The sequence below is a fragment of the Allobaculum fili genome, from assembly GCF_020969955.1.
GTDB lineage: Bacteria > Bacillota_I > Bacilli_A > Erysipelotrichales > Erysipelotrichaceae > Allobaculum > Allobaculum fili.
In genome coordinates, this window is record NZ_JAHDSX010000039.1 from 1 (window position 1) to 23,061 (window position 23,061).

Consider the following 23,061-nt stretch of genomic DNA (forward strand, 5'->3'; position numbering starts at 1 on the left):
CAATAGATTTTTAGAAAAAAGTGAAAAAACTCGAATCATTCGAGATTTGACTTGAAGAGTAGAAAAAAGACCACATCACTGCTTAACGCTGATGTGGTCTGAGAAATCTTAACTTAATGACATTGACCAAATACGTCGTAAAAAAAGCGGTCATCCTGTATGCGTTTTCATGCAGAATGACCGCTGTTCGTTTTCCCGGTCTGTGGGTTCAATCGCTTTCGTCTTCCTTTTCCCTTGCCAGACTTGCAAAGCGTTCTTCTTCTTCGCGCTTTTTTTCCCGCGCCGCCGTTTCGAGCAGGCGCCGGATTTCGCTATGCCGCTCGCTGCCTTCCCAGGCGCGCACCTGAGCGAGAGCGGCTTCTTTCTGGCCGTCGGCTTCCATCAGACGAATATAAAAATGTTCGTACAGATCGATCCGCTTTCGGTTCTTTTGAATCTGGGCACTGTCTTCGGCATGGAGCGCACGAATTTTCTGATCGTAGTCGTCGATCAGATCAAAGCGCAGATCGCCGTTTCGGATATAACCCATCAGAACGTCGAGCAGTTCATCCTGAATGATCCAGTCGCCGTTTGCCATCGGCAAAATCGCATCGCACAGCTTTTCAAACGTTTCGACGCGAATTCCTCTGGCCATATACATGGAACAGGCGGTTCGATACAGCTCTGTCCAGGTCAGATTCATTTCTTCCAGACAGCCGCTCCAGTAGTAAGACCGTTCATCCACAACACAGAGCTGCCGGGCGATTTCCAGATACGTCTGGCAGGCGAGATCGTACTCTACGGCTTCTTCTGGCATGAGGGGCAGTTCTTTGAGAATGCTTTTCATCTCATTTTTCATTTTGGTGCGGGTCGCGCCGCGGCATCTTCTCCAGCCCAGCATCCGGTCGATCAGTTTCTCCGCCTTGGTTCGAGCCTTTTTGACATCTATGATTTTCGCTTTCGCGTCAGGTGGTTCCTTACCTTCCGCCACGGCTTGGATATAGAGATCAAACAGTTCTTTTTCCTGCTTATCCATCCGTTTGAAATACGTCAGGATCAGCTCATCCTTTTTCGCACCGTCCATGCTTTTGAGCAGACGCTTTCGTTCGGTCAGTGTCATACGTTTTTGCCAATCAAAAGCCGGTATCGTTCATCCCTTCTGAGCGTCTCTTCCCTCAGAAATCGGCTTTTCGCCTTTCTATATATTGTGTACGCCTCTTATTTACTGGATACGTCTTGCGCATGGAGTACTTCGGCCAAATCCGCTTTTGGCATTCTCCTCTTCTTTTCTGTTTCAATCCATTCGTCCAGACTCAGCGGCTGATAGTCCGAACGCATGCAGAAGCAGTTGATCATCTGCAACGGAATCTGCGCGATTTCACCGGTTCCGATTCTGGCATGCGTCTGTCTGGCGATATAGTCGCAGCACACATCCAGATTGTCCTGATCGTGGGTGTTATGAATATGTCCATATAACATCCACGTCGTCGGCGTTCCCTGCTCGTCCGTTCGATACTGCCCGTTGTAGCAGATCATCGGATAGTGCGAAAGAACGACCTTTCTTCGATTGTCATGCAGTTCCGCATAGTCCTTGATCCATTCAAAATGACTCGGATCAAAGGTTTTATCTTTCAGATACAGGTCATGATTGCCCTTGATCAGAAATTTTCGGCCATTCAGCCGTTCGAGCAGTTCATTCGTCTGCTCTCCGTTTCCCCACGAAAAATCCCCCAGAATTACGACTTCATCATTTCGTTTTACCTTCTGATTCCATCGTTCAATCATATATTCATTCATCTCTTCTGCACTCTCAAACCCGCGCTGATCCATTTTGGTCAGCAGCGAGCGGTGAAAGAAATGACAGTCCGCGATGTAGTAGCGCATCGTTCAACCCCCTTAAATTTCTGGATGACCTCCATCTGCCGGTTTGTACGGCTTCCTGGCGCCTGCTCTTGGGCCGGCGACCTGGCTGCATCCGGTTCTATCCTACCGTTTTGGACAGGAAACTGCCGAATTATCCCCTTCTCTTTGTACCGGCGAGCCTGCTCAGCCGGTTCATTTTTCTTTTTCGTTCGACAGAAAAAGCGGCTGTTCAAGCCGCCACATGTGTACAGATGGATTTTCAGGCTGCGCGCTTTTGTCTTCGAAAACTGTCCAATGGGAAATTTATGGTCTTCAGAAAAGTCCAATCCGAGTCTATGTCGATATCCACTATATATAGAAAGCGGATATAGAAAGCGAACGGTTCTCTTTCCCATTTTCGTACTTCTTTCGCCCTTCCCCCGGACGCCGGATTTACTGCCCGGATGTGCTCAGCTTCTCTTTTTTTCCTGCATCTTCTTTGCGGTCCAGACATCGATCCGATCGAGAACGCCTTCGAGATCTTCGAAATTCCGGCCCAGGGAAAGCCGGACATACTGATCCATTCCAAAGCACCAGCCCGGAACGAAGAAAATACCGGTTTCTTCCAGAAGTCCTTTCGCAAATTCCCGGCTGGACAGCCCTTCGGGAAGTTTCAGAAAGGAAACCGTTCCCTTGCGCGGCAGCTGGCAGGAAAACCACGGAGATTTTTCCAGCCACTTCGCCAGAATTTTCTTGTTCTCGGCGATTTTCTTTTTGGAGCGTTCGAGTATTTCCTGACGGTGGTGCAGACCGGCCCAGGCCGCTTTTTCAGAAAGCGGTCCGGCACAGATCAGCGTATAGTCACGGAACACATTAATCTGCGCGATGAGTTCGGGGCAGGCTTTCACCCATCCCAGTCGTACGCCGGCCAGACCGAACAGCTTGGAAAGCGAAGCGGTGCTGACGCCTTTTTCATACACATCGCTCATGGCGCATTCGTCCGCGTCGTACTGCCGGTACACTTCATCGCAAAGAATCCAGACATCGTATTTTCGCGCCAGATCGCGCAGACGCAGGACCTCTTCGCGATTGAGCCAGGTCCCGGTCGGATTGTTCGGCGAGGCGAACACCATCAGGCGCGTGCCCTTCTGAAATTCTTCTTCCAGCGCCATCCAGTCGAGCGTCCAGCCGTCTTCAATGAGCGGCAGTTCGCTGACGGTGCATCCAAGCCAGCGGGGATAATCGGAAAACTGCTGGTAGCCCGGCGTGATGGTCACTACATGATCGCCCGCTTTCAGCAAAATGTTCATGACCAGTTCATTGGCCTGAAGCGTCCCGTTGGTCATGGTCAGCGTTTCTTCGCGCTGGTCTTCATATAAAGAAAGGATTTCCCGACGAAGAGCGGGATCACCGGTAATCCATCCGTAATCCAGAACGAGACCGTTAAAAAGATCCGGTTCAAACGCCAGCAGTTCCTCCATGCCCATCGGCAGAGCCGATGTGTCGGTCATGTTGAAACGCGCCTGACGTTCATAGTCGTTCATCCACTGTTCAGTCAGAAAATCCTTGATGTTCATAAAATTCCTTTCCTGCAGGGCGGTTCCTGATCAGGAATAGAAAACTTTGGACAGGAACTCTTTTGCCCGTTCACTTTGCGGGTTTGTGAAGAATGTTTCGGAATCCGCCTCTTCCACGATCTTTCCGGATTCGAGGAAGACAACACGGGTGCCGACTTTGCGGGCGAAGCCCATTTCGTGGGTAACCACGATCATGGTCATGCCCTGGGCAGCCAGATCCTGCATAACTTCCAGTACTTCCTTGATCATTTCCGGGTCAAGAGCGGAAGTCGGTTCGTCAAAAAGCATGATTTCCGGATTCATGCACAGCGCTCGGGCGATCGCCACACGCTGTTTCTGTCCGCCGGAAAGCTGGTTGGGATAGCTGTCCCGTTTTTCGAGCAGGCCGACTTTTCCCAGATATTCGAGCGCCACTTTTTCGGCTTCTTCATCCGAACGCTTCAGAACCGTCGTCTGGGCAAGCTTGCAGTTGTCGATAACGGTTTTGTTCGGGAACAGATTGAAGTGCTGGAAAACGAAACCCATTTTATTGCGCAGCTCGCGGTATTCCGCCTTGTTTTTCGGATCCATGCGCTTGCCGTCAAGAGTAACGGATCCTTCATCCGGTGTTTCCAGACCGTGAATGCAGCGAAGGAACGTCGACTTGCCGGAACCGGAAGGACCGATCAGGCAGACGACTTCGCCTTTTTTGACCTGAAGGGAAGCATCGTGCAGCGCATGCAGCTTTCCGAAGTTTTTGGAAAGATGGGAGGCATCGATCATGATGCCAGAAGCTTTCGCTTCGTTTGTTTTTGGATCAGTCACTTACAGCCATCCTCCTTTCCAGCTTTCTTGAGAGCCAGCTGATGATCAGCGTCATGAACAGGTACATGATGCCGGCCACGATTAGCGGAACAAGATAGTTATAGTACTGCGCACCGAGCGTCTGCGCGTTGCGCATCAGTTCGCCGGCACCGATGCAGCTGGCCAGAGAACTGTCCTTGATCAGGGTAATGAACTCGGAAACCAGAGGCGGAATGATGCGCTTGAACGCCTGGGGCAGAATGACCTGAAACATCATCGGCCAGTAGGAAATGCCGAGCGTTTCGCACGCTTCCCACTGTCCTTTGTCAACGCCCTGAATACCGGAACGGAACAGTTCACACTGATATGCACCGGAGTTGAGCGACAGAGCGGTCAGCGCCACCGCATACACATCCATGCGAACTCTTACCCCGGTAATCATCCGGATCAGAACCGGAATGCCGAGATAGAAGAACATGATCTGCAGAAGCATTGGCGTACCGCGGAAGATTTCTACATATATGCTGCAAAGCCAGTTGAGAATTTTAACCTTGGAAAGACGGCCGGCTGCCAGCAGGATACCGATTACCATGCCGATCAGCAGAGCACCCAGGGCTAAAAGCAGCGAAATGCCGGCGCCTTTGAGCAGGAAAAGCAGGTTTTCCTGGGTGAGAATTTTTTCCATTCGTCAGGGCATCTCCTCACTTATTCGGCGTCTTTGTCCGCCGGAGCGAACCATTTTTCGGTCAGAACGGTGTATTCGTCACTTTCCTTGAAGGCTTTGATCGCCTCGTTGATTTCATCCATCAGTTCCTTGTGGTCTTCTGTGGAGTAGATGATGTTTTCTTCATCCATCAGAGCGTCGCCGATGATTTTGAAATCGCCGTTGGCTACGTACTGGTCCGCTACAGCCTTGTCGATGACAACTGCGTCGATGCCGTGTGCTTTCAGGTTTTCCATCATGAGGTTGGCATCGGATACGGCCTGTACCTGAGCGCCTTCGATCATGGCAGCGGCTTCTTCGCCGGTAGCTCCCTGCTGAGCGCCTACCACTTTGCCGTTGAGATCGTCAGCGTTAGTGAATTCGGAATCCGAAGCGACAACGATAACCTGTGCGGAATCGTAGTAGGAATCGGAGAAGATACCTTCACGGTCTTCATCGTAGGTGAAACCGGAAATGCCGAGGTCGATCTGGCCGGCCTGCAGCGCGGAAATAATGGTGTCGAAGGAAAGTTCTTCGAACTTGTAGGTGTAGTTGTGTCCGTTTTCGTTGAGATAGTTGAAGATCCAGTCGGTCATATCCGGGTCAAAACCGATGATCTGGTTGCTGGAATCCTTGGATTCATAAGGCGGATAGTCGGGGGAAATACCAATGAGGATTTCCTTGGCGTCCGCTTTGGCCGCGGTGCTGGAAGCATCGGCCTTGCTGGATGTTTCGGCCGGTGCGGAGGAGCATCCGGCAATGCCGCAGGCGAGCAGTGCGCTTAATGCGATCGATACAGTCTTTTTCATTTTTTTATTCCTTTCCTGGGCATCGGCCCATATAGAAGATCAGAATCAGGAAGCGGTCCGATAAAAAAAGCGTCCTTTCGAAATTGACGAAAGGACGCAGATTATACGCGGTACCACCTTACTTCCCCGGCAATAGCCAGGGCTCTTTCATCCTTAACGCGGATTACGGCGGGGATTAGTCCGCACTCCAAGACACGTTCAAAGCTTTATCCCTGACCGCTTTCACCAGCCGCGGTCTCTCTGCAAGGTTCCGGCTTTTACTACTTCTCTTCTTCGTTTTATGCAACGATTTAAACACAAGGCCCTTCAAAAGGCAAACCCGGACGAGCGGCTTTTTATCGGAAAAGAGCGTTTAAGCGTTTTTTTCATCGTTTTTTTTCTTGATTTTCAGGACTGGTTTCCCATTTTAGTTTTTCAGGGCCTGCAGCGGAGCCGGGATACGGCCGCCGCGGTTGACAAACACGCTGTTTTTCTCCTGATTGACCGGCATAACCGGGCCGCTGCCCAGCAGTCCGCCAAAATCGAGAACGTCGCCGACTTCCTTGCCGATGGCCGGAATGATGCGTACAGCGGTCGTTTTCGTGTTGACCATGCCGATCGCGGCTTCATCCGCGATCATGCCGGACAGCACGTCCGCGCTCGTATCGCCCGGCACGACGATCATGTCGAGGCCGACGGAGCAGACTGCGGTCATGGCTTCCAGTTTTTCCAGACGCAGGCAGCCGGTGCTGGCTGCGTGAATCATGCCGGCATCTTCCGAAACCGGAATGAAGGCGCCGGACAGACCGCCGACGTGGCTGGTCGCCATGACGCCGCCTTTTTTCACGGCATCGTTCAGCATGGCCAGGCAGGCGGTGGTGCCGTACGCGCCGCACGTTTCCAGACCCATTTCTTCGAGAATATAGGCAACCGAATCCCCGACAGCCGGAGTCGGCGCCAGCGAAAGATCGACAATGCCAAACGGAACGCCCAGACGGCGGCTGGCTTCCTTGCCGACCATCTGGCCCATGCGGGTAATTTTAAACGCGGTGCGCTTGATCAGGTTGGCAAGCTCATCCATCGTGGCGTGCTTGCTGGCCTTGGCCAGAACGGCACGGACGACGCCCGGGCCGGATACGCCGACGTTAATGACGCAGTCGCCTTCGCCTGCGCCATGGAAGGCGCCGGCCATGAACGGGTTGTCTTCCGGCGCGTTGCAGAAGACAACGAGCTTGGCTGCGGCGATGCAGCTGTTATCCGCGCTGATTTCCGAGCAGCTGCGGATGATGCGGCCCATCTGCTTGACCGCGTCCATATTGATGCCAGCCTTGGTGGAGCCGATATTAACGGAAGAGCACACGTGCTCCGTCTGCGACAGCGCGCGGGGAATGCTTTCAATCAGTTCGTTGTCCCCGTGCGAATAGCCTTTCTGCACCAGAGCGGAATAGCCGCCGATGAAATTGACGCCTAGCTTCTGCGCACAGCGCTCGAGTGTCAGAGCGTATTCGACCGGATCGCCGCCGGAAGCGGCCACAAGCATTGCGATCGGGGTAACCGAAATGCGCTTGTTGACGACCGGAATGCCGTATTCTCGGCTGATATCGTCGCCGACTTTGACCAGATTCTTGGCCAGACGGCAGATTTTTTCTTCAATTTTCGCGCAGGAGGCGTGAATGTCCGCGTCCGCACAGTCGAGCAGAGAAATGCCCATGGTAATGGTTCGGATATCCAGGCATTCCTCGTCGATCATTTTGATGGTTTCAAGAATATTTTTTGTCTGCATGGCGGCCTCTAAATCGTATGCATCGCTTCAAAGATTTCCTGGTTCATGACGCGGATGACCAGTTCATTTTCCAGTCCGATCGCTTCCATGCCCTGTGTAAACTCATCAAAGGTAGTATCCATGCGATCCATGTCCACGATCATGGTCATGGAAAAGATGCCGTCCAGAATGGTCTGCGCGACTTCCAGAATGTTGACGCCATGATCGGCACAGGCATTGGCGGCCAGCGCCAGAATGCCTACGCGGTCCGTGCCGACTACACTGATAACTGCTTTCATCTCGTTGTCTCCTTATTTTTCTCTCTCGGGTTCTGGCCGCCAGCCGCTCTTATGGAAAGAAGCCGGCTGCGGCCTTTTCGATTTCCCTTTCCTAGCGATCCGATTTCCAGACCGCCGCGACGGCTGTTCCAAAGCGGACAGCCGGGTTAAAAAAGAGCATCGTCTGGATGCTCTCGTTCAGGTTCAAGTTTACCGAATGTACAGGCAATCAACGAAGTTCAAATGAAGTTTTCGCGTATTTTGCCAGTTCCGTCGGTTCGTAAGCGCTTTGAAGCCCTTCCACATTGCAGTCGTACTCACCGGGCATGAATTCAAAGTTTTCCTGTTTTTTCAGCAGATCGATTACTTCTTTTGTTTTTTCTTCGGAAAGCAAAGCCGTTTTAATAATGCGGATAATATCCTCCTTGTCCATGAGGACGGCCTGCACTTTCAGATTTTTCTGCGCCAGGAATTCGTCTTTGGCTTCACAGTCCTGAATGTTGAAATAGAAGTCGCACGTATCGAGCGGTCCGCCTTCCATCAAGAAAATCACAATGCCATTGGTCTCGCACACTTCGACCGTAAACGGTTCGGCCGCCCGCTCAAGCTGGGCATCGTTCCATTCGTCATCCTTGACCGCCAGAATCAGTTCGCCGTCCGCGAAATCCGCAACGGCGCCTTCTTCAATCGGCCAGGGGAATTTTTCCAGTTTTTTCATACTATTCAGTATACGGCGCCCCGCTTCATTTCGTACCGTTCATACCGCCCGTTCTCTGCAGAGCAAAGAAAAAGGCCGCAGCTTTTCGAGCCGCAGCCTTATGGATATACTTTTTAAATTCGATCCATGGAGTTTCTCCATGAAAAACGGGGGAAGAATCGACTAGATACCGAGGGCTTTCTGCGCAGCGGTAACGATCGCCATCTTGTAGATTTCTTCTTCGTTGGCACCGCGGGAAAGGTCGTTGATCGGCGCATTCAGACCCTGCAGAATTGGGCCTAAAGCTTCCCATCCGCCCAGACGGGCAGCGATCTTGTAGCCGATGTTTCCGGAAGAAAGGTTCGGGAAGATGAAGGTGTTGGCATGACCGGCAACTTTGGATTCCGGTGCTTTCAGTGCAGCGACTTCCGGTACAACGGCGCAGTCAAACTGCATTTCGCCGTCTACGTCAAAGTCGAGCGGCATACGTTTCAGACGAGTCGTCGCCTCGTCCATCTTGGCTACGCAGTGACCGGTAGCGGAGCCGAAGGAAGAGTAGGAAAGCATGGCCACTTTTGGTTCTACGCCAAACTTGCGGGCAGTGTCTGCTGTCTGAATGGCGATTTCTACGAGTTCATCCGGGTTCGGGTCGCGGTTGATGGCGCAGTCAGCCATGAACAGCTGTTCGTTGCCTTTAACCAGAATAAATGTGGAAGAAACGATGGACTGACCTGGAGCCGTCTTTACCAGCTGGAGAGCCGGACGTACGGTATCGGCTGTGGAATAGGTCGCACCGCCAAGCAGACCGTCCGCATAGCCCATTTTAACGAGCATCGTGCCGAAGTAGTTGGTGTGGCTCAGCGCTTCCGCAACGGCTTCACGGGACATTTTTCCTCGACGGAGTTCAACCATTTTTGTGATCATGGCTTCCTTGTCCGCAAATTCGCTTGGAGCGATCATTTCGATGCCGGTGAGATCAAAACCGTTTTCCTTTGCGCAGGCTTCAATCTGCTCTTTTTCACCGAGCAGGACCGGCTTCAGGATGTTTTCTTTCGCAAGACGAACGGCAGCGCCCATAACGCGTTTGTCCCAGCCTTCTGTAAATACGATCCGGACATCCTTGCCGCGGATCCGTTCAGCTAATTTTGAAATAATCATGTTCTGTTTACCTCTGTGTGTATGGATTTCCATCCACCAATATACCATTGTGCTGTTGATTTGCCTAATTGGTCCATTCTTTCACAAACTGCTTTATTTTCCCCGAAAAACAGGATGGTTTCAGAACTTGAGGACCTCTTCTTTCAGGCGTTCGACCATCTGATCGGCCGGGATTTTTTCAATAATTTCTCCCTTGCGGATCAAGAGTCCTTCGCCTTTTCCGCCCGCGATTGCAATGTCCGCGTGACGCGCTTCGCCAGGTCCGTTAACCGCGCAGCCCATGATGGCTACGGTAACGGGTTTGCGTAGCGTCTGCAGCCACTGTTCCATTTCATCGACGACCGGTTTCATGTCCCACGCCGTCCGGCCGCAGCTCGGGCATGCGATCAGATTGGGCACGTCGGCGAGCAGCCGGCAGTCCTTGAGCAGTTCGCGCACGATCGGCAGTTCCTTCTGCGCGTCGCCGTTGACCGAAATGCGAATCGTGCTGCCGATGCCTTCAAGCAGAAGCGGGCCAAGCGCGAGCGTCGATTTGATCGCCGACGTCATCTGCGTGCCGGCTTCCGTTACGCCAAGATGAAGCGGATAGTCGAACGTTTCGCTCGCCAGCCGGTACACTTCCATGCAGAGCAGCGGATCGCTCGACTTGAAGGAAAGCACAATATCGTAAAAGCCGAGATCTTCCAGAATATCCACGTGGCGGCGCGCCGATTCAATCATGCCTTCGGCAGTCGGCTTGCCATACTTGTCGTGAATGTCCTTTTCGAGCGAACCGGAGTTGATGCCAATTCGAATCGGGATGTGTTTTTCCTTGCAGGCTTTTACGACGGCTTCCACGTTCGCGCGGCTGCCGATGTTGCCTGGATTGAGCCGGATTTTGTCCGCGCCGGCTTCAATGGCGGCCAGCGCCAGTCTGTAGTCGAAATGGATGTCGGCGCAAAGCGGAATGTGAATCGCCTTGCGGATCGTTTCGATCGCGCGCGCATCGGAGAAATCCATCACCGAAACGCGAATGAGCTCGCAGCCCATTTTTTCAAGTTCGAGAATCTGGGAAATGACTTCGTCAGTATGATCGGTCTTGATGGAGCACATCGACTGCACCACCACATGATTGTTTCCGCCGATCTGCACATTTCCCGCAAATACCGGTCTTGTTTTCGTTCTGTGCACAGGGTATCATCGCCTTTCCTGAATCTATTTTACGGCCTGCAGGGCAGGCATTCCTCTTGGAAAATCACTTTGTCTTCTATTTTTTCCTCTGGTTTTCGCAAAGTCTTCTTTGGCGCATAAAATTTCCTGCACTGGCTAAAACAGCTGGCCGCAAAAGCAGTATTTTTTCGGCCGTTCCGCAAGGGAACCGGCAAAATCTGCTGGAAACTCCATAGCCTGCCTCTATGCGCAGTTTAAGAAAGGGCCGCAGGCGGGCGCCTTTGACGGCTCTGCTAAAATTAAGTATAGCCTGTCTGGGGGCGCATTCCTTTCTGCGCCTTCGGCTTGCCGGACAAAACGACGCCGTGCAGACAGAGACAGACTTTTTCTTCGAATCCTGCAGATCGCAAGTGCAGCCGCGAAAAGCCCGCCATCCAGAAAAGAGGCATCGGTCCAGACGCGTTTTTTGCCTATGGCGGTCTGCCTGACTAGAAAGGATGAACTATGGACGAAAAATTTGAACTTGTTTCTCCTTATCCCCCTGCCGGTGATCAGCCGCAGGCCATTGCCGAGCTGGTCGAAGGCATCCAGGCCGGCAAGAAGCATCAGGTTCTGCTTGGCGCCACCGGTACCGGCAAGACCTACACCATTTCCAACGTCATCGCGGCGGTCAACAAGCCCACGCTTGTATTCGCCCACAATAAAACGCTCGCCAGCCAGCTGTACGCCGAGCTGAAGGAATTTTTCCCGAACAACCGGGTGGAATACTTCGTTTCCTACTTCGATTATTACCAGCCGGAAGCGTACATGCCCAAAACCGATACGTACATCGATAAAAACACGAAAACTAACGAAGAGCTCGACATGCTTCGCATGGCCGCGGTCAACTCCGTTCTGCACCGGCGCGATACGATCATCGTCGCTTCGGTCGCCTGCATTTACGGTGCTTCGGACCCGGCCCAGTACGAAAACATGATCGACACGATCCGTGTCGGCGAGCAGATTGACCGTCAGAGCCTGCTCTCCCGTCTGATCGCCCAGCAGTACAAGCGCAACGACATGGAACCGGCGCGCGGCACGTTTCGCGTGCGCGGCGATGTCATCGAAATTTCGCCGGGCTATACGGACCGCTTTTTAATCCGCATCGAAATGTTCGGCGATGAAATCGAGCGGATCTGCGAAGTCAACCCGCTCACCGGCCAGCTCATTCAGGCGTACAACCTCTATAACCTGTATCCGGCCAGCGGCTACGCTACAAGCATGGACATCATGGAACGCGCCGCCAATTCCATCGAGGCCGAACTTGAAGACCGTCTGGAATATTTTGAAGGCGCCGGCAAGCCGCTGGAAAAGGAGCGCCTCGAACAGCGCTGCCGCTACGACATCGAAGCGCTGCGCGAATTCGGCGTCTGCCCGGGCATTGAAAACTATTCCCGGCACATCGACGGCCGCAAAGCCGGCGAAACGCCGTACACCCTTTTTGACTATTTCCCCGACGACTTTCTGATGATCGTCGATGAATCCCACGTTTCCCTGCCGCAGATCCGCGGCATGTTCAACGGCGACCGCGCCCGCAAGCAGACGCTGGTCGACTACGGGTTCCGTCTGCCGTCCGCTCTCGACAACCGTCCGCTGACGTTTTCGGAATTTGAAGAAAAGGCCCCGCAGTCCATTTACGTATCCGCCACGCCCGGCGACTATGAACTCGAACAGACCGAAGGCGAAATCGTCGAACAGATCATTCGTCCGACCGGTCTTCTCGATCCCATCGTTGAAGTCCGCCCGACCGAAGGACAGATCGACGACCTCGTCGGCGAAATCCGCGACCGCATCGCCAAAGGCGAGCGCACGCTCATTACCACCCTTACGGTACGCATGGCCGAAGACCTCACCGAGTATCTGAAAAATCTCGACATTAAGGTGGCCTGGCTGCATCACGAAGTCAAAACGATCGAACGCACCGAGATCATTCAGGATCTGCGCCGTGGCAAGTACGATGTGCTCGTCGGCATCAACCTGCTTCGAGAAGGCCTCGACATTCCGGAAGTTTCCCTGATCGCCATTCTCGACGCAGACAAGGAAGGCTTCCTGCGCTCCAAGCGCTCGCTCGTTCAGATCATCGGCCGTGCCGCGCGAAACGCCGAAGGCAAAGTCATTTTGTACGGCGATTCCATTACCGAATCCATGCGCTACGCGATCGACGAAACCGCCCGTCGCCGTTCCATTCAGATGGCGTACAACGAAGAGCATGGCATCGTGCCGAAAACGATCATCAAGCCGATCCGCGAAGTCGTTCATTCCAAGGAAACGAAGGAAATGACGGCCCGCTACCTGCGAAGAAAGCAGAAGCTTTCCAAAAAGGATACGGCCAAATACATTCAGGAACTCGAAGCCGAAATGCGGCAGGCCGCCAGCGATCTCGAATTCGAACGCGCAGCCGAACTGCGCGACATGATTCTCGAGCTCAAGGCCGACGCCTGATATCAGACGAAGCCTGCATCCAAAAATCAGAAAAGCCAAAAGCGATAAACAGCAAGCAATAAGCAATAAGCAATAAGCAATAAGCAATAAACGAAAAGCCGGAAAATCCAAAAACAGAAAACACGGAAAATCCGTCCGACAGCCAGACCTGCAGAACACAGCCCGCAAAAAAGGATCCCGCAGGAACGTGCCGGCAGGAATCCGGCCAAGTTCCTCGATTTCCCGTTAAAAAATGGTGCATTCTCCAAACCATGGAGCGTGCACCATTTTTCTGTTTCTTTTTATGTCCTTGTTTCCTTTCGCAAAACTGCTGCGAAGGGACAGTTTCTTTCTTAATGAGGCATCAGGCTGAAATACAGACCGATCAGGGCGGCAATGCCGATCACAGTCCAGAAAATCCATTTGCCATACGGCGTTTTCTTTTTCATAGGTCTCCCTCTCTTTCAGACAGGCGTTTTCATTTCTGTCTTCATTGTAAAAAGAGGGCTTGCCGTCAGTCGGCCATTTGCCTGTTATCCTCAGTCCAGAAAATGGGTTCCTTTCCGTGTTCCTGCAAAAACTGGTTGGCTTTCACGAAATGATTGCACCCGAAAAAGCCGCGGTTGGCCGAAAGCGGCGAAGGATGCGCGGCTTCCAGCACCAGATGATTCGGATTGTCAAGCAGCGCCTTCGCCTTGCGGGCGTGACCGCCCCAGAGCAGAAAGACGATCGGCTGATCCTGTTTGTTGAGCACCCGGATCAGATCGTCCGTAAATTTCTGCCAGCCGATTTTTGAATGGGAAAGCGGCTTGCCCTGCTCCACCGTCATAATCGAGTTGAGCAGCAGCACGCCCTGCGCCGCCCAGTCGGACAGATTGCCCGTGCGATACACCGGAACCTGATATTCCGCGCTCAGTTCCTTGTAAATGTTCTGCAGGGAAGGCGGAATGCGCACCTGTGAAGGCACCGAAAAGGAATATCCCTGCGCCTGACCCGGTTCGTGATACGGATCCTGACCGAGAATCACGACTTTGACCTGATCGAGCGGAGTCATTTCCAGTGCCTTAAAAATGTTTTCCTTTGCGGGGTAGACGGGAGAAGACGCGTACGCCTGTTCGAGAAACGCCCGAATCGGTCCTAACGTTCCGTTTTGAAGTTCTTCTTCCATGACATCTTTCCATTCCATGCAGTTTCTCCCTTCTCCAGCACGTCTGTACACGCCCCTTCGATTTGGAAGGGGGGCTTTGCCGGCTGGCTGTTTTCTGTGCCTCGTCTTATCATTATAGCCATGACGAATACATGCATGCAGAAAGTCGAGGAAATGGAACGGCACAAAGGCCTGAACCATTCTCTCGATCAGCTGAGAGGATGGCTGGCCGAAGACTTTGGCCCCTCCCCTTTCCCCCATTCGATTCACGTCGCCGGCACCAACGGAAAAGGTTCCGTCATCACCTGGCTGGAACTGCTGCTCGCCCAGAAAGGCTTGGGCACCGGCGCTTTCATTTCCCCGCACCTAGTGGTTCACAGCGAGCGGTTCCGTCTGAATCAGAAGCCGATTTCCATGGATCGATGGGAAGAACTTTACGACCGGTACGCCAGAACGTTTAAAGCGCGCGACATGACGATGTTTGAAATGGATCTCTTCATGGCCTGCGCCCTCTTTCAGGAAGTCCGCCCCGATTTTGTCCTCATGGAAACCGGTCTTGGCGGAACGCGCGACGCCACCACGGCTCTCGACTATCCGTGGGGCATCATCACATCGATCGGCCTGGATCACATGGGGCTGCTCGGTTCGACCAAAACCGAGATTGCCCAGGCCAAAGCGGGCATCATTCAGGAAGGCATGACTCTAGTTACCGCGGAGCAGGATCCCGCCTGCCTGCGCGTATTTCAGGACGCCGCCAAAACGAAGCACGCGACTCTGATCGAAATTTCGCGCGATTTTTCCCCGCTTGATCCCCTGTGGAATCCGGCACTTCCCGCCTATCAGAAAGAAAACTATCTTTGCGCGCGAACGCTGCTCGAACAGGCCGGCTTCTCTTTCACGCCAGACGAGCAGAAACAGGCCATCGATCGCTTTTTCTGGCCCGCCCGCTTTCAGATCGTCCGCAGCCATCCGCTGCTTTTTGTAGATGGCGCCCACAACGCCAACGGCATAGACGCCCTCTGCAAAAGTCTTCAGGAAGGCGGCTGGAGCATCGATCAGATTTTCTTTTCCGTTCTTGCCGACAAGCAGGCCCGCGAAATGATCGCAAGGCTGCAAACGATTGCGCCGGACATTCATCTTGTCCATTTCGAATCGCAGCGTCTGGCCCGGCTCGATACGCTCGCGCAAAAGGAAAACCTCGATGTTCTTTCCTTCGATACGCTGCTTGAGCGCCTGAAAAGCACGAATAAAAATACTCTCGTATGCGGTTCGCTCTATTTTGCAGGAGAAGTTCTTCAGGCTCTGCATGCGGCCATTGACCAGGCCCCCTCTGCCTGAGTCAAAGCCGGACTTGCGCGGATCCGGCTTCCCCTCATTCCGGCATTTCCGCGATTCTGCAATTCTGCGTTGCTGCATCCCGGGTGACTTACTGTTTCTAGGCAAAGACGCCTCTTCGAGGTCGGTTCGAAGAGGCGTCTTTTTTATCGGTTTTATTTGTATTTTTCGTATACTTTCCGCTTTGTTTTCGGTTTATGTACTCGCTTTGGGGATCGGCTTCAGGCTGCATGCGAGGAGCGCAGCTGCGTGCGGGCACTGAGCGCTGGAAGCAGACGCATGCTCAAGAACAGCATAATGGAGTTGAGCGGCCAGGCGATCAGGTTTTTCAGCAGGCGGCCAGTCACCAGAATCCAGTACGGCGTGCCGTAAAGCATGGTCAGCACCAGGGGGGTAAGAATCACGTTGCAGACCAGAATGGCCACCGCCTCCCCGAGAACGATGCGCCATACGCTCACATTTTTCTGTCCGTAAAAGAACAGGGTGTAAATGAGCGCCTTGACCATGAGCACCATCGCGTAAAACGGCATGTACGGTCCGGTCGGATGGGCGAGAAAGCCGAGAAGATCCGCCACGAAGCAGAAGATCAGATTGGGCAAGAACCCGTAGAGCGCGCAGCTCAGCGCGAGCGCGATGAACGAGAAGCGAATCTCAAGCGTCGCACTCAGGGAAATCGAAAACATATTGAGCACCACATACAGGGCGCAAAGCATCGCCATGCCCGCGATGGAACGGACGGACAGACGGGCGCTTTTCCATTCGAAAAGCGATTTGATTTTCATGACATATTCCTCCTTTCCTCGTTGCAGAAAAAAGGAGGGTTCCTTCTTGTGCAGCGGGATGCAGGAAACAAACCGCAAGGGTAACCCTTTTCGTTGCCGGACCGACTCCCCATTTCCGGCACACTTGACGCCTGTTTCCTTACTCTGTCGCATGCACTATAGCCAGAGGCTCTCCACTCTGTCAACGAAGCCCGCCGGACCGTGCAAGTTCCGACTCGCTTTGTATCAAAAAACAGGCGGCCTTTCGAAAGACTCCGAATAGACCGCCTGTAAAGGAACAAAGCGTTATTTTTCAGGAATTCATCAGCTCGAGCGCTTTCTGGAACACCGTATCGCTGTCGTAGCCTTCGGTATTGATCTTTTCCGAGACTTTCTGGACGAGCAGCGCGAACGTTTTCGCATCCGCTTCGCCGGTCGTTTCCAGATCGTTATCGCTCTGGAACTGGCGCAGAGCCGCTTCGCTTTCGGGCGAATAGTAATTGTCGCCGCGTACCGCCGGATAGCCGAGCTCGCGCAGGAAAATCTGCAGTGCCGCGGCGTTGTCGTTCACCGTATCCGGCCGGATCGGCTCTTCGTCTTCGTTCATCAGCCGGTAGCCGACGCTCTGGTATTCTTCGACTTCAACCGGTACGTCCGGTTCGATGCCGACCATGTTGACCGACGTTCCGTTTGGCGTCAGCCATTCGGCGACGGTGTATTTGAGCGTAGTTCCGTCCTCAAAGACTTTGTTCAGCTGTTCCGTGCCCTTGCCGTACGTTTTCGATCCGATCGTCGTGACCTTGTCCGGGATCTGATCTTTCAGAGCGCCGATCAGCACTTCCGAGGAACTGGCCGTCAGCCCGTTCTGCAAAATGTACACGTGATCAAAGTTCGCCTGATAGCTGTCATCGGCGACGGTAATTTCGCGCACGGTGCCGTCACGCAGCTTTTCCTTGAACAGCACGCTGTCGGCAGGCAGAAACGCGGAAGCGATCGTCTGCATGGCGTGCAGATAGCCGCCGGTATTGCCGCGCAGATCGAGGATCAGATTTTTCGTGCCGGCTTCTTCCAGGCGCTTGAACGCCTCAACCGCGTCTTTTCCCGAATTCTGGGAAAAGGACGAAAGATTCACCAGACCATAGCCGTCTTCGACATCAAACGCGACTGTGGAATCGTATTGGGCCGGGGTAAGATCCATTTCCAGCGTCTGGCCGTCGCGGCGCACCGTAAGGTGCACCGATGTATTCGGCTTGCCCTTAATGTATTCGATGATCTGATCGAGCGGCGTTCCCGTTCCGTCAAGATCATCGATTTTCAAAATTTCATCGCCGGCTTTCAGTCCGGCTTCATCCGCCGGCGAATTGATAAAAATCGATTTCAGCCGCATCGGCTGCCCGGCGTTCTGATAGCAGACCACTCCCAGGCCGACATTGTTTCCAGCGAGCTGCTGGCTGTAGTCGGTCGAACGATCGAGCGGCAGGTACATCGTATGCGGATCGTTTTCGAAACTCGTCATGCCCTCGAGCGCCTTTTCCGTCAGCTCGCTGTCGAGATTCGGGTTGTCGGCGCCGTAGTACCATTCGTTTTCCAGAATGTTCTTCACTTCTTCATACTTGGTGGTATCCTTAACCGCCTGTGCCTCGCTGGCCGCTCCCATGAAGCGATAGCCGGAACAGCCCGCCAGAGAGAAGCTCATCAGCACGCCAAGTGTCAGAGAAAGGCTTCGATTTACGATTGAATGCATCGTTTTCTTCAAAATAGACCTCCTTGGCACGGATTTGCGCTTTCAGGGCGCCGATCCATGCGCACAGGCAAAAGCCCGTATGCACTATACCACGCCCGTATTTCAAACAAAACGTGCCCGAAAGGGCACGCTTGGTAAATTCAATTCGGTTTACTCGCCGGGACGGTCGTCTTTGGGATGGAACGCCTTTGCCTGCGCCTCGTCGGCTTTTTCATCCTTGCGCGCCTGCTTATGATCTTCACGAATCGCTTTGTGAAGCTTCTTATCCAGGCTTTTGTCATGATGGAAGACGTTTTCCTTTTTCGCCTTGTCCGATCCGAGCCAGCGCCGCTTGCGCAGATACAGAATTTCGCCGGCCGCAATCACCAGCATCACTACAATAATGACCGCATATCCATGGCTGTATTTGATCAGCGGCATGTCCTGGAAGTTCATGCCGTACCAGCCGGTCAGGAACGTCAGCGGCAGGAAAACCGTCGAAATGATCGTCAGCAGCGTACTGACTTTGTTCTGGCGGTCCGACAGCTGCGTCTGCCGCAGATTCCAGATCTGGGACGTATAGTCCTTGATCGTGCTTGCCAGATTTTCGAGCTGCGTACTGTTGGCCAGAAACAGCGAGATCATCGCGTTTTCATTGGGCTGATCCTGCGGGATGATCGTCTCCTGCATCGTATGGCCGACCGCGGTCAGCTGCAGGTAGTAGTTGCCGAGAATGTTCATGTCACGCCGTGTCATCATGATGTAGCGTTCCATGCCCGATTCCTTGTTTTCGAAAATGTTTTCCTCAATCGTTTCGAGCTTTTCGTTGTAATCCTCAAGAAAGTACACATCTTCCTGAATCATGTAGTTCATGAAGCGCAGCAGAAACTGAAAGGCGCTGCAGATATCGAGCGTGTATTCGTCCATAAACGCCTGCAAATAGCTGTGAAACGCCTTTTCGTCGCTGATAAAGCAAAGACTGTCATTTTCCAGAACAAACGCAAAGCTCATGCGATCCGCGATCGGCTGTTCCTTGCGCGGAATGACAAACGTACCCGAAAGCACGCCGCGATCGTACAGAATGCGGCAGAAGCGAATCGGATGACTCAGATCCGGCAGCGTTTCGCCGGTGAAATATTCCGGATTTCTCTTGCGGGCTTCCTCGCTGCTCAAAATCAGCAGCGCCTGATCGGGATGCGCCCTGTTCCAGCAGATATTCATAAAATGCACACCTCTTTTTAAGTCCACTCTACCTGTCTTTTAGCGGCGCGAAGGCTGTGAAAACCGAAAAAGCAGATCGCCGTTCCGATCGATACAGATTCAGGCTGTACCTTCTCTGTCTTTTCCAAAGAAAAATAAGCAAAAAAAATCGGAGGAAATTCATCCTCCGTTCCTGCTTTCTTCCTCTTCGGTTCGTTCACTCTTGGGAACATATCGAAGTTCGACATCATACCCGAGACCTTCCATGATCTGAATAAATGTCTTATTCACCAGCCCGTCTTTTTTCTTAATGATGTGATTGACGTACTGCGACGTCACGCCCAGTTTCTCGGCGAGTGTACGCTGAACAAGCCCTGCTTCCACGCACTTGACTTTAATGTCAACCTCCAGATTGTTCCGTATCATGATCAACTTCTCCTGTCCTTATGATATGAATTATACAGTTTTCATCTGATTTGAATATTATTTTTTCCACAAATAAGTTGAGTTCAATCATATTAATACAATCGTGCCAATCATCGACAGTACGTCTGAACTTGACTGAAACAAGCAAAACGGACAAAAGAAGCAACGATTTCGGATACATTGAAAGGAATCCGGTAAATCTTTCCCGACACTTTTTTCTGCCGATTTTTACAAGTTCCAGTCGGATTCGGACCAGACCGAACATTCAAAAAAGCGAACAAAACGTGCACTTTCCGATTTCGATCTGTGGATTCGAAGAAAATTGCCAGTTAAAAAAATAAAACGAATACCTGATCGTAAAAAAGCGGATACCTCTTTAATTCCATGAACCGAGAAAGGTATCCGTATAGTTTCTAAAAATGGTGGAGCGTAGGAGGATCGAACTCCTGACCCCCTGCGTGCAAAGCAGGTGCTCTCCCAGCTGAGCTAACACCCCACATAACAAATCAGGAAAATGGTGGGCCTGAATGGACTCGAACCAGCGACCTCATCCTTATCAGGGATGCGCTCTAACCACCTGAGCTACAGGCCCGTTTCCCGATTGCTCAATCATATTAACAAAAGCTCCCATGCGGGTCAAACAAAAATGCTTCAAAAATCTAAAAAAATCGAATGAGGGGAATGGAAACGGAGAACAGCGCAGGGCGGAGGGAAAACGGTGTCCGTTCTTTCGCTTTCCGTGAAATACGCAATAATCTATGTTTCGTAATTCTTATAAGATGGGATTCCGATCAATATAGAATAGTTGCTGTCGATTGCGGCGGGCAGTTCTGCTTTTCTGTGCGCGATCAAAGCGAAAGAAAAAATATGAAATGCCCAAGATGCGGTGCTGTCGCTGAAGACAATTCTTCGTTTTGCCTCTCCTGCACTGCTTCTTTTAAAAACCAGGAAGAAGCCAGATCCTCCCTTCCGCAGGAAATGGCACCTGCAGAACAGAAGAAAGACGTGTCCGAAAGCCCGGAACAGCCCTGCACGGCGGATGTCACTTTAGACCATCCTGCTTCTGCACAGTCGGAGTCCAAAATGCCGTCTGTTCCGGATCAGCAAGCGGCGGATTCATCCGATTCCAAAGATCCCAATCCCAGTCTGGAAAAGAATGTACAGGATCCAGCCGAACAGACAACCGATAACGATTCTAAGGCCCGGTACAGACGGATCCGCCTGATCGTGGGAACGATTATTATCGTGATCGGCATTTTTCGAATCGGAACCGCCGGCTCTCCGCTGTCTTCCACTCCGTTTGGCGGCGACTTTTACACGTACGCCTATAAAGGAATCGTCGCTGCAGAATTGCTGAGCCGGGTAGAAGTGTCGCTGGGCTGGATTCTGGACGCGATCGGTGCCGCGATCGATCTGGATGCCTTCCGTCACTGATGCGCTTTTCTAGATGTTTCGTTGCGTTCGATGCAGCCTCCTGATGCGCCTCCGGGTGCACCTGCGGTATCCATGGTGTGCCGGGGGAGCAGCGGCATGGACGGTTTTCATCGCTCGCCTCATTCAAAACAATTATGGAAAATGAAATAAAATGTTTGACCTTTTCTTAAGGCGATGATATTCTAATCAGGCGTTAAGCAATTGGGCCTGTAGCTCAGGTGGTTAGAGCGCATCCCTGATAAGGATGAGGTCGCTGGTTCGAGTCCATTCAGGCCCACCATTTTATTTATTTTTTTCTTACTCTATGTGGGGTGTTAGCTCAGCTGGGAGAGCACCTGCTTTGCACGCAGGGGGTCAGGAGTTCGATCCTCCTACGCTCCACCATTCGTAAATTTACCTTCAGGTAACTGCCTGAAGGTTTTTTTATACCCATTTGAGCGTAGAAGGCTTCATTTTGGATGAACGGAAACAGAAATGCAGAATCTTCTGAAGCATAAAATTCTTTTTATCCTTCTCGTCGATAGTTATCTCTGCCGAACGCGATGCTTATTTCTGCCGGTAAAACCCGGCCCGTTTTGGCCTTAAGAAGACGGCTTTTCCAGAACGGTTTCGTTTCTTACGGGGGTTACCCAAAATTTCAAGTTCATGCCTTAAGACCGGGGAACAAGCAAGACTGCGAACGGTTTGTTCAGTCTGTTACTCAAAAGAAATAGATCTTTTGGAAACCGCAGAGACAGAACTATGAGCAGTTTTCAACCAACTGTATACCCATCCTTTAAAGCACTCAGAATTTCAATTCCCCTCAAATTCTATGGCTCCATCAAAGCGCACTTATTCAGGGACTGTCGGATCGAATTGGTTCTGTTGCACATAAACAGACAGCCTCTACCGAAAGAAAAAGACCCGGTTAGGGGTCCACAAATTCAATGGATTCTATTTCATCAGGGAAATAAGCATTAAAGCTCTCATCAGCTTCCGTGACACCTATCGTGTCATCCGTTTCGATAGGATGATCGCCAGCTTTTGTCACATTTCCGATCCATACCCGCCGAGCATCGCCGTTGGTAAAAACAATCGTACGTATCTTTCAACCAAATCCTAATCAAAAGATTCCAAGATTATTCCCCTTTCTGCAAAAGAATGGAGCGGCATGCTAACCGGTACTCCCAGGAGGCGTCTCAACCCGGTTCGTACTGGTTAAAGCCATAACAACGAACTTAACGCCATACAGCGCATTCGTTTTTCAAATTTCTCCCCGTAGAGAGTTTTTTTCTGAGAGCCGCTTTTGATCTTGCCTTACTTTATTGCCAGAAACGCGGTGAATAAAGCTTTTGTCAGCGAACGGACAGAACAAATCCATTCTACGAAACTTTACTTTTCATAAAAATGTCTACATCTAAATCGACCGGCAGTAAAATGCCGGGAGAAGTGCACTGAACATAAAAGAGCTAAAACCGTCTGTCTTTAATGACGTTCGTACCGCTGCATGCTCGAGAGATTCGACTGGAGCCCTAAACTTGTTAAGTTCTATTTCACCAGAGCTGCCACATTTTTCTGACTTTGATCCGTTATGGGGCGATTTGATCTTGGATTTTATCGGCTAGATCACCGCATATTCAGAACAATTTCTCTCGCGGGCTGTCATAATCCTGCGCATATTCAACCTCTAAATTTCTGACTTGTTCGAGAAATTCCTTAGCTTCATTGTCGAAACCTTCTTTCGAAGGGAGGAATAAACTGTACCCCAGAAAGTGGACAATTTTTTTAGAGTCAACCTATTCCAAGGACACCCGATTAGCAGCGACCCCAACTACTGGACGATCGTTTTGATCTGTTCCCTAATTGCGGACACTTTCTAA

General features: G+C 51.9%; 19 protein-coding genes, 4 tRNA genes, 1 riboswitch and 1 other annotated feature. Of the genes, 5 read left to right on the forward strand and 18 right to left on the reverse strand.

The window, feature by feature from the left end; genetic code table 11:
* Positions 1-208: 208 nt before the first annotated feature.
* From Afil_RS08280 to ispG, 11 genes are all read right to left on the reverse strand, one after another.
* Positions 209-1,099, reverse strand: a complete 891-nt coding sequence (locus Afil_RS08280) for a hypothetical protein (RefSeq protein WP_230268098.1) — start codon at positions 1,097-1,099, stop codon at positions 209-211.
* Between the two features lie 98 nt (positions 1,100-1,197).
* Positions 1,198-1,863: a metallophosphoesterase gene (locus tag Afil_RS08285; RefSeq protein ID WP_230268099.1), complete on the reverse strand. Its 666-nt coding sequence runs from the start codon at positions 1,861-1,863 to the stop codon at positions 1,198-1,200.
* Between the two features lie 428 nt (positions 1,864-2,291).
* The gene (locus tag Afil_RS08290) at positions 2,292-3,398 is read right to left on the reverse strand and encodes an aminotransferase class I/II-fold pyridoxal phosphate-dependent enzyme (protein ID WP_230268100.1); all 1,107 of its coding nucleotides are present in this window, start codon (positions 3,396-3,398) and stop codon (positions 2,292-2,294) included.
* A gap of 30 nt (positions 3,399-3,428) precedes the next feature.
* Entirely contained in the window at positions 3,429-4,160 is a 732-nt protein-coding gene (locus Afil_RS08295; RefSeq protein ID WP_230268116.1) for an amino acid ABC transporter ATP-binding protein, read from the reverse strand.
* A 34-nt stretch (positions 4,161-4,194) separates the two neighbouring features.
* The gene (locus Afil_RS08300; RefSeq protein ID WP_230268101.1) at positions 4,195-4,866 is read right to left on the reverse strand and encodes an amino acid ABC transporter permease; all 672 of its coding nucleotides are present in this window, start codon (positions 4,864-4,866) and stop codon (positions 4,195-4,197) included.
* A 20-nt stretch (positions 4,867-4,886) separates the two neighbouring features.
* Complete coding sequence (locus Afil_RS08305) at positions 4,887-5,693, reverse strand: transporter substrate-binding domain-containing protein (RefSeq protein ID WP_230268102.1); 807 nt, start codon at positions 5,691-5,693, stop codon at positions 4,887-4,889.
* An 87-nt stretch (positions 5,694-5,780) separates the two neighbouring features.
* Positions 5,781-5,976, reverse strand: a binding site (T-box leader).
* Between the two features lie 123 nt (positions 5,977-6,099).
* Entirely contained in the window at positions 6,100-7,455 is a 1,356-nt protein-coding gene (locus tag Afil_RS08310; RefSeq protein ID WP_230268103.1) for a PFL family protein, read from the reverse strand.
* 8 nt (positions 7,456-7,463) lie between these two features.
* The gene (locus tag Afil_RS08315) at positions 7,464-7,733 is read right to left on the reverse strand and encodes an ACT domain-containing protein (RefSeq protein ID WP_230268104.1); all 270 of its coding nucleotides are present in this window, start codon (positions 7,731-7,733) and stop codon (positions 7,464-7,466) included.
* A 208-nt stretch (positions 7,734-7,941) separates the two neighbouring features.
* A complete protein-coding gene (locus Afil_RS08320; RefSeq protein WP_230268105.1) occupies positions 7,942-8,430 on the reverse strand; it encodes a hypothetical protein in 489 nt (162 codons plus the stop codon).
* 162 nt (positions 8,431-8,592) lie between these two features.
* Positions 8,593-9,567 (reverse strand): phosphate acetyltransferase, encoded by a 975-nt coding sequence (gene pta / locus Afil_RS08325; RefSeq protein WP_230268106.1) that lies wholly within the window; start codon positions 9,565-9,567, stop codon positions 8,593-8,595.
* Between the two features lie 120 nt (positions 9,568-9,687).
* On the reverse strand, positions 9,688-10,737 hold the full coding sequence (gene ispG, locus Afil_RS08330; RefSeq protein ID WP_230268107.1) for a flavodoxin-dependent (E)-4-hydroxy-3-methylbut-2-enyl-diphosphate synthase: 1,050 nt from the start codon (positions 10,735-10,737) through the stop codon (positions 9,688-9,690).
* A 483-nt stretch (positions 10,738-11,220) separates the two neighbouring features.
* Between ispG and uvrB the strand changes: the two genes are divergently transcribed.
* A complete protein-coding gene (gene uvrB / locus Afil_RS08335; RefSeq protein WP_230268108.1) occupies positions 11,221-13,197 on the forward strand; it encodes an excinuclease ABC subunit UvrB in 1,977 nt (658 codons plus the stop codon).
* 493 nt (positions 13,198-13,690) lie between these two features.
* Here the strand turns inward: uvrB and ung are convergent, their stop codons facing one another.
* Positions 13,691-14,362: a uracil-DNA glycosylase gene (ung, locus tag Afil_RS08340; protein ID WP_230268109.1), complete on the reverse strand. Its 672-nt coding sequence runs from the start codon at positions 14,360-14,362 to the stop codon at positions 13,691-13,693.
* 102 nt (positions 14,363-14,464) lie between these two features.
* Between ung and Afil_RS08345 the strand changes: the two genes are divergently transcribed.
* Positions 14,465-15,661, forward strand: coding sequence for a bifunctional folylpolyglutamate synthase/dihydrofolate synthase (locus Afil_RS08345; RefSeq protein WP_230268110.1), 1,197 nt, complete (start codon positions 14,465-14,467; stop codon positions 15,659-15,661).
* Between the two features lie 218 nt (positions 15,662-15,879).
* On the opposite strand, the gene Afil_RS08350 is transcribed toward Afil_RS08345, so the two are convergent.
* The 6 genes from Afil_RS08350 to Afil_RS08375 all read right to left on the reverse strand — a co-directional run bounded on the left by Afil_RS08350 (position 15,880) and on the right by Afil_RS08375 (position 20,360).
* Complete coding sequence (locus Afil_RS08350; RefSeq protein ID WP_230268111.1) at positions 15,880-16,440, reverse strand: folate family ECF transporter S component; 561 nt, start codon at positions 16,438-16,440, stop codon at positions 15,880-15,882.
* Between the two features lie 49 nt (positions 16,441-16,489).
* Positions 16,490-16,589: riboswitch (THF riboswitch) on the reverse strand.
* A 143-nt stretch (positions 16,590-16,732) separates the two neighbouring features.
* A complete protein-coding gene (locus Afil_RS08355; protein ID WP_230268112.1) occupies positions 16,733-18,163 on the reverse strand; it encodes a S41 family peptidase in 1,431 nt (476 codons plus the stop codon).
* A gap of 150 nt (positions 18,164-18,313) precedes the next feature.
* Positions 18,314-19,363: a magnesium transporter CorA family protein gene (locus Afil_RS08360; protein ID WP_230268113.1), complete on the reverse strand. Its 1,050-nt coding sequence runs from the start codon at positions 19,361-19,363 to the stop codon at positions 18,314-18,316.
* A gap of 159 nt (positions 19,364-19,522) precedes the next feature.
* Positions 19,523-19,768, reverse strand: coding sequence for a helix-turn-helix domain-containing protein (locus tag Afil_RS08365; RefSeq protein WP_230268114.1), 246 nt, complete (start codon positions 19,766-19,768; stop codon positions 19,523-19,525).
* 420 nt (positions 19,769-20,188) lie between these two features.
* Positions 20,189-20,264: transfer RNA gene (locus Afil_RS08370), tRNA-Ala, on the reverse strand.
* A 19-nt stretch (positions 20,265-20,283) separates the two neighbouring features.
* Positions 20,284-20,360 (reverse strand) — tRNA-Ile (locus tag Afil_RS08375).
* A 275-nt stretch (positions 20,361-20,635) separates the two neighbouring features.
* Here Afil_RS08375 and Afil_RS08380 point away from each other — a divergent pair.
* The 3 genes from Afil_RS08380 (at position 20,636) to Afil_RS08390 (ending at position 21,586) form a co-directional block, all read left to right on the forward strand.
* On the forward strand, positions 20,636-21,202 hold the full coding sequence (locus Afil_RS08380) for a zinc ribbon domain-containing protein (RefSeq protein WP_230268115.1): 567 nt from the start codon (positions 20,636-20,638) through the stop codon (positions 21,200-21,202).
* Positions 21,203-21,405: 203 nt separating this feature from the next.
* Positions 21,406-21,482, forward strand: a tRNA-Ile gene (locus tag Afil_RS08385).
* A 28-nt stretch (positions 21,483-21,510) separates the two neighbouring features.
* Positions 21,511-21,586, forward strand: a tRNA-Ala gene (locus tag Afil_RS08390).
* The last annotated feature ends 1,475 nt before the right edge of the window (positions 21,587-23,061 follow it).

What these genes read in the sequence shown, in the direction of transcription:
- Afil_RS08280 (WP_230268098.1), bottom strand. Translation starts at nt 1,099, where the DNA reads ATGACACTGACCGAACGAAAGCGTCTGCTCAAAAGCATGGACGGTGCG.
- Afil_RS08285 (WP_230268099.1), bottom strand. Translation starts at nt 1,863, where the DNA reads ATGCGCTACTACATCGCGGACTGTCATTTCTTTCACCGCTCGCTGCTG.
- Afil_RS08290 (WP_230268100.1), bottom strand. Translation starts at nt 3,398, where the DNA reads ATGAACATCAAGGATTTTCTGACTGAACAGTGGATGAACGACTATGAA.
- Afil_RS08295 (WP_230268116.1), bottom strand. Translation starts at nt 4,160, where the DNA reads ATGATCGATGCCTCCCATCTTTCCAAAAACTTCGGAAAGCTGCATGCG.
- Afil_RS08300 (WP_230268101.1), bottom strand. Translation starts at nt 4,866, where the DNA reads ATGGAAAAAATTCTCACCCAGGAAAACCTGCTTTTCCTGCTCAAAGGC.
- Afil_RS08305 (WP_230268102.1), bottom strand. Translation starts at nt 5,693, where the DNA reads ATGAAAAAGACTGTATCGATCGCATTAAGCGCACTGCTCGCCTGCGGC.
- Afil_RS08310 (WP_230268103.1), bottom strand. Translation starts at nt 7,455, where the DNA reads ATGCAGACAAAAAATATTCTTGAAACCATCAAAATGATCGACGAGGAA.
- Afil_RS08315 (WP_230268104.1), bottom strand. Translation starts at nt 7,733, where the DNA reads ATGAAAGCAGTTATCAGTGTAGTCGGCACGGACCGCGTAGGCATTCTG.
- Afil_RS08320 (WP_230268105.1), bottom strand. Translation starts at nt 8,430, where the DNA reads ATGAAAAAACTGGAAAAATTCCCCTGGCCGATTGAAGAAGGCGCCGTT.
- pta (WP_230268106.1), bottom strand. Translation starts at nt 9,567, where the DNA reads ATGATTATTTCAAAATTAGCTGAACGGATCCGCGGCAAGGATGTCCGG.
- uvrB (WP_230268108.1), top strand. Translation starts at nt 11,221, where the DNA reads ATGGACGAAAAATTTGAACTTGTTTCTCCTTATCCCCCTGCCGGTGAT.
- ung (WP_230268109.1), bottom strand. Translation starts at nt 14,362, where the DNA reads ATGGAATGGAAAGATGTCATGGAAGAAGAACTTCAAAACGGAACGTTA.
- Afil_RS08345 (WP_230268110.1), top strand. Translation starts at nt 14,465, where the DNA reads ATGACGAATACATGCATGCAGAAAGTCGAGGAAATGGAACGGCACAAA.
- Afil_RS08350 (WP_230268111.1), bottom strand. Translation starts at nt 16,440, where the DNA reads ATGAAAATCAAATCGCTTTTCGAATGGAAAAGCGCCCGTCTGTCCGTC.
- Afil_RS08355 (WP_230268112.1), bottom strand. Translation starts at nt 18,163, where the DNA reads ATGCATTCAATCGTAAATCGAAGCCTTTCTCTGACACTTGGCGTGCTG.
- Afil_RS08360 (WP_230268113.1), bottom strand. Translation starts at nt 19,363, where the DNA reads ATGAATATCTGCTGGAACAGGGCGCATCCCGATCAGGCGCTGCTGATT.
- Afil_RS08365 (WP_230268114.1), bottom strand. Translation starts at nt 19,768, where the DNA reads ATGATACGGAACAATCTGGAGGTTGACATTAAAGTCAAGTGCGTGGAA.
- Afil_RS08380 (WP_230268115.1), top strand. Translation starts at nt 20,636, where the DNA reads ATGAAATGCCCAAGATGCGGTGCTGTCGCTGAAGACAATTCTTCGTTT.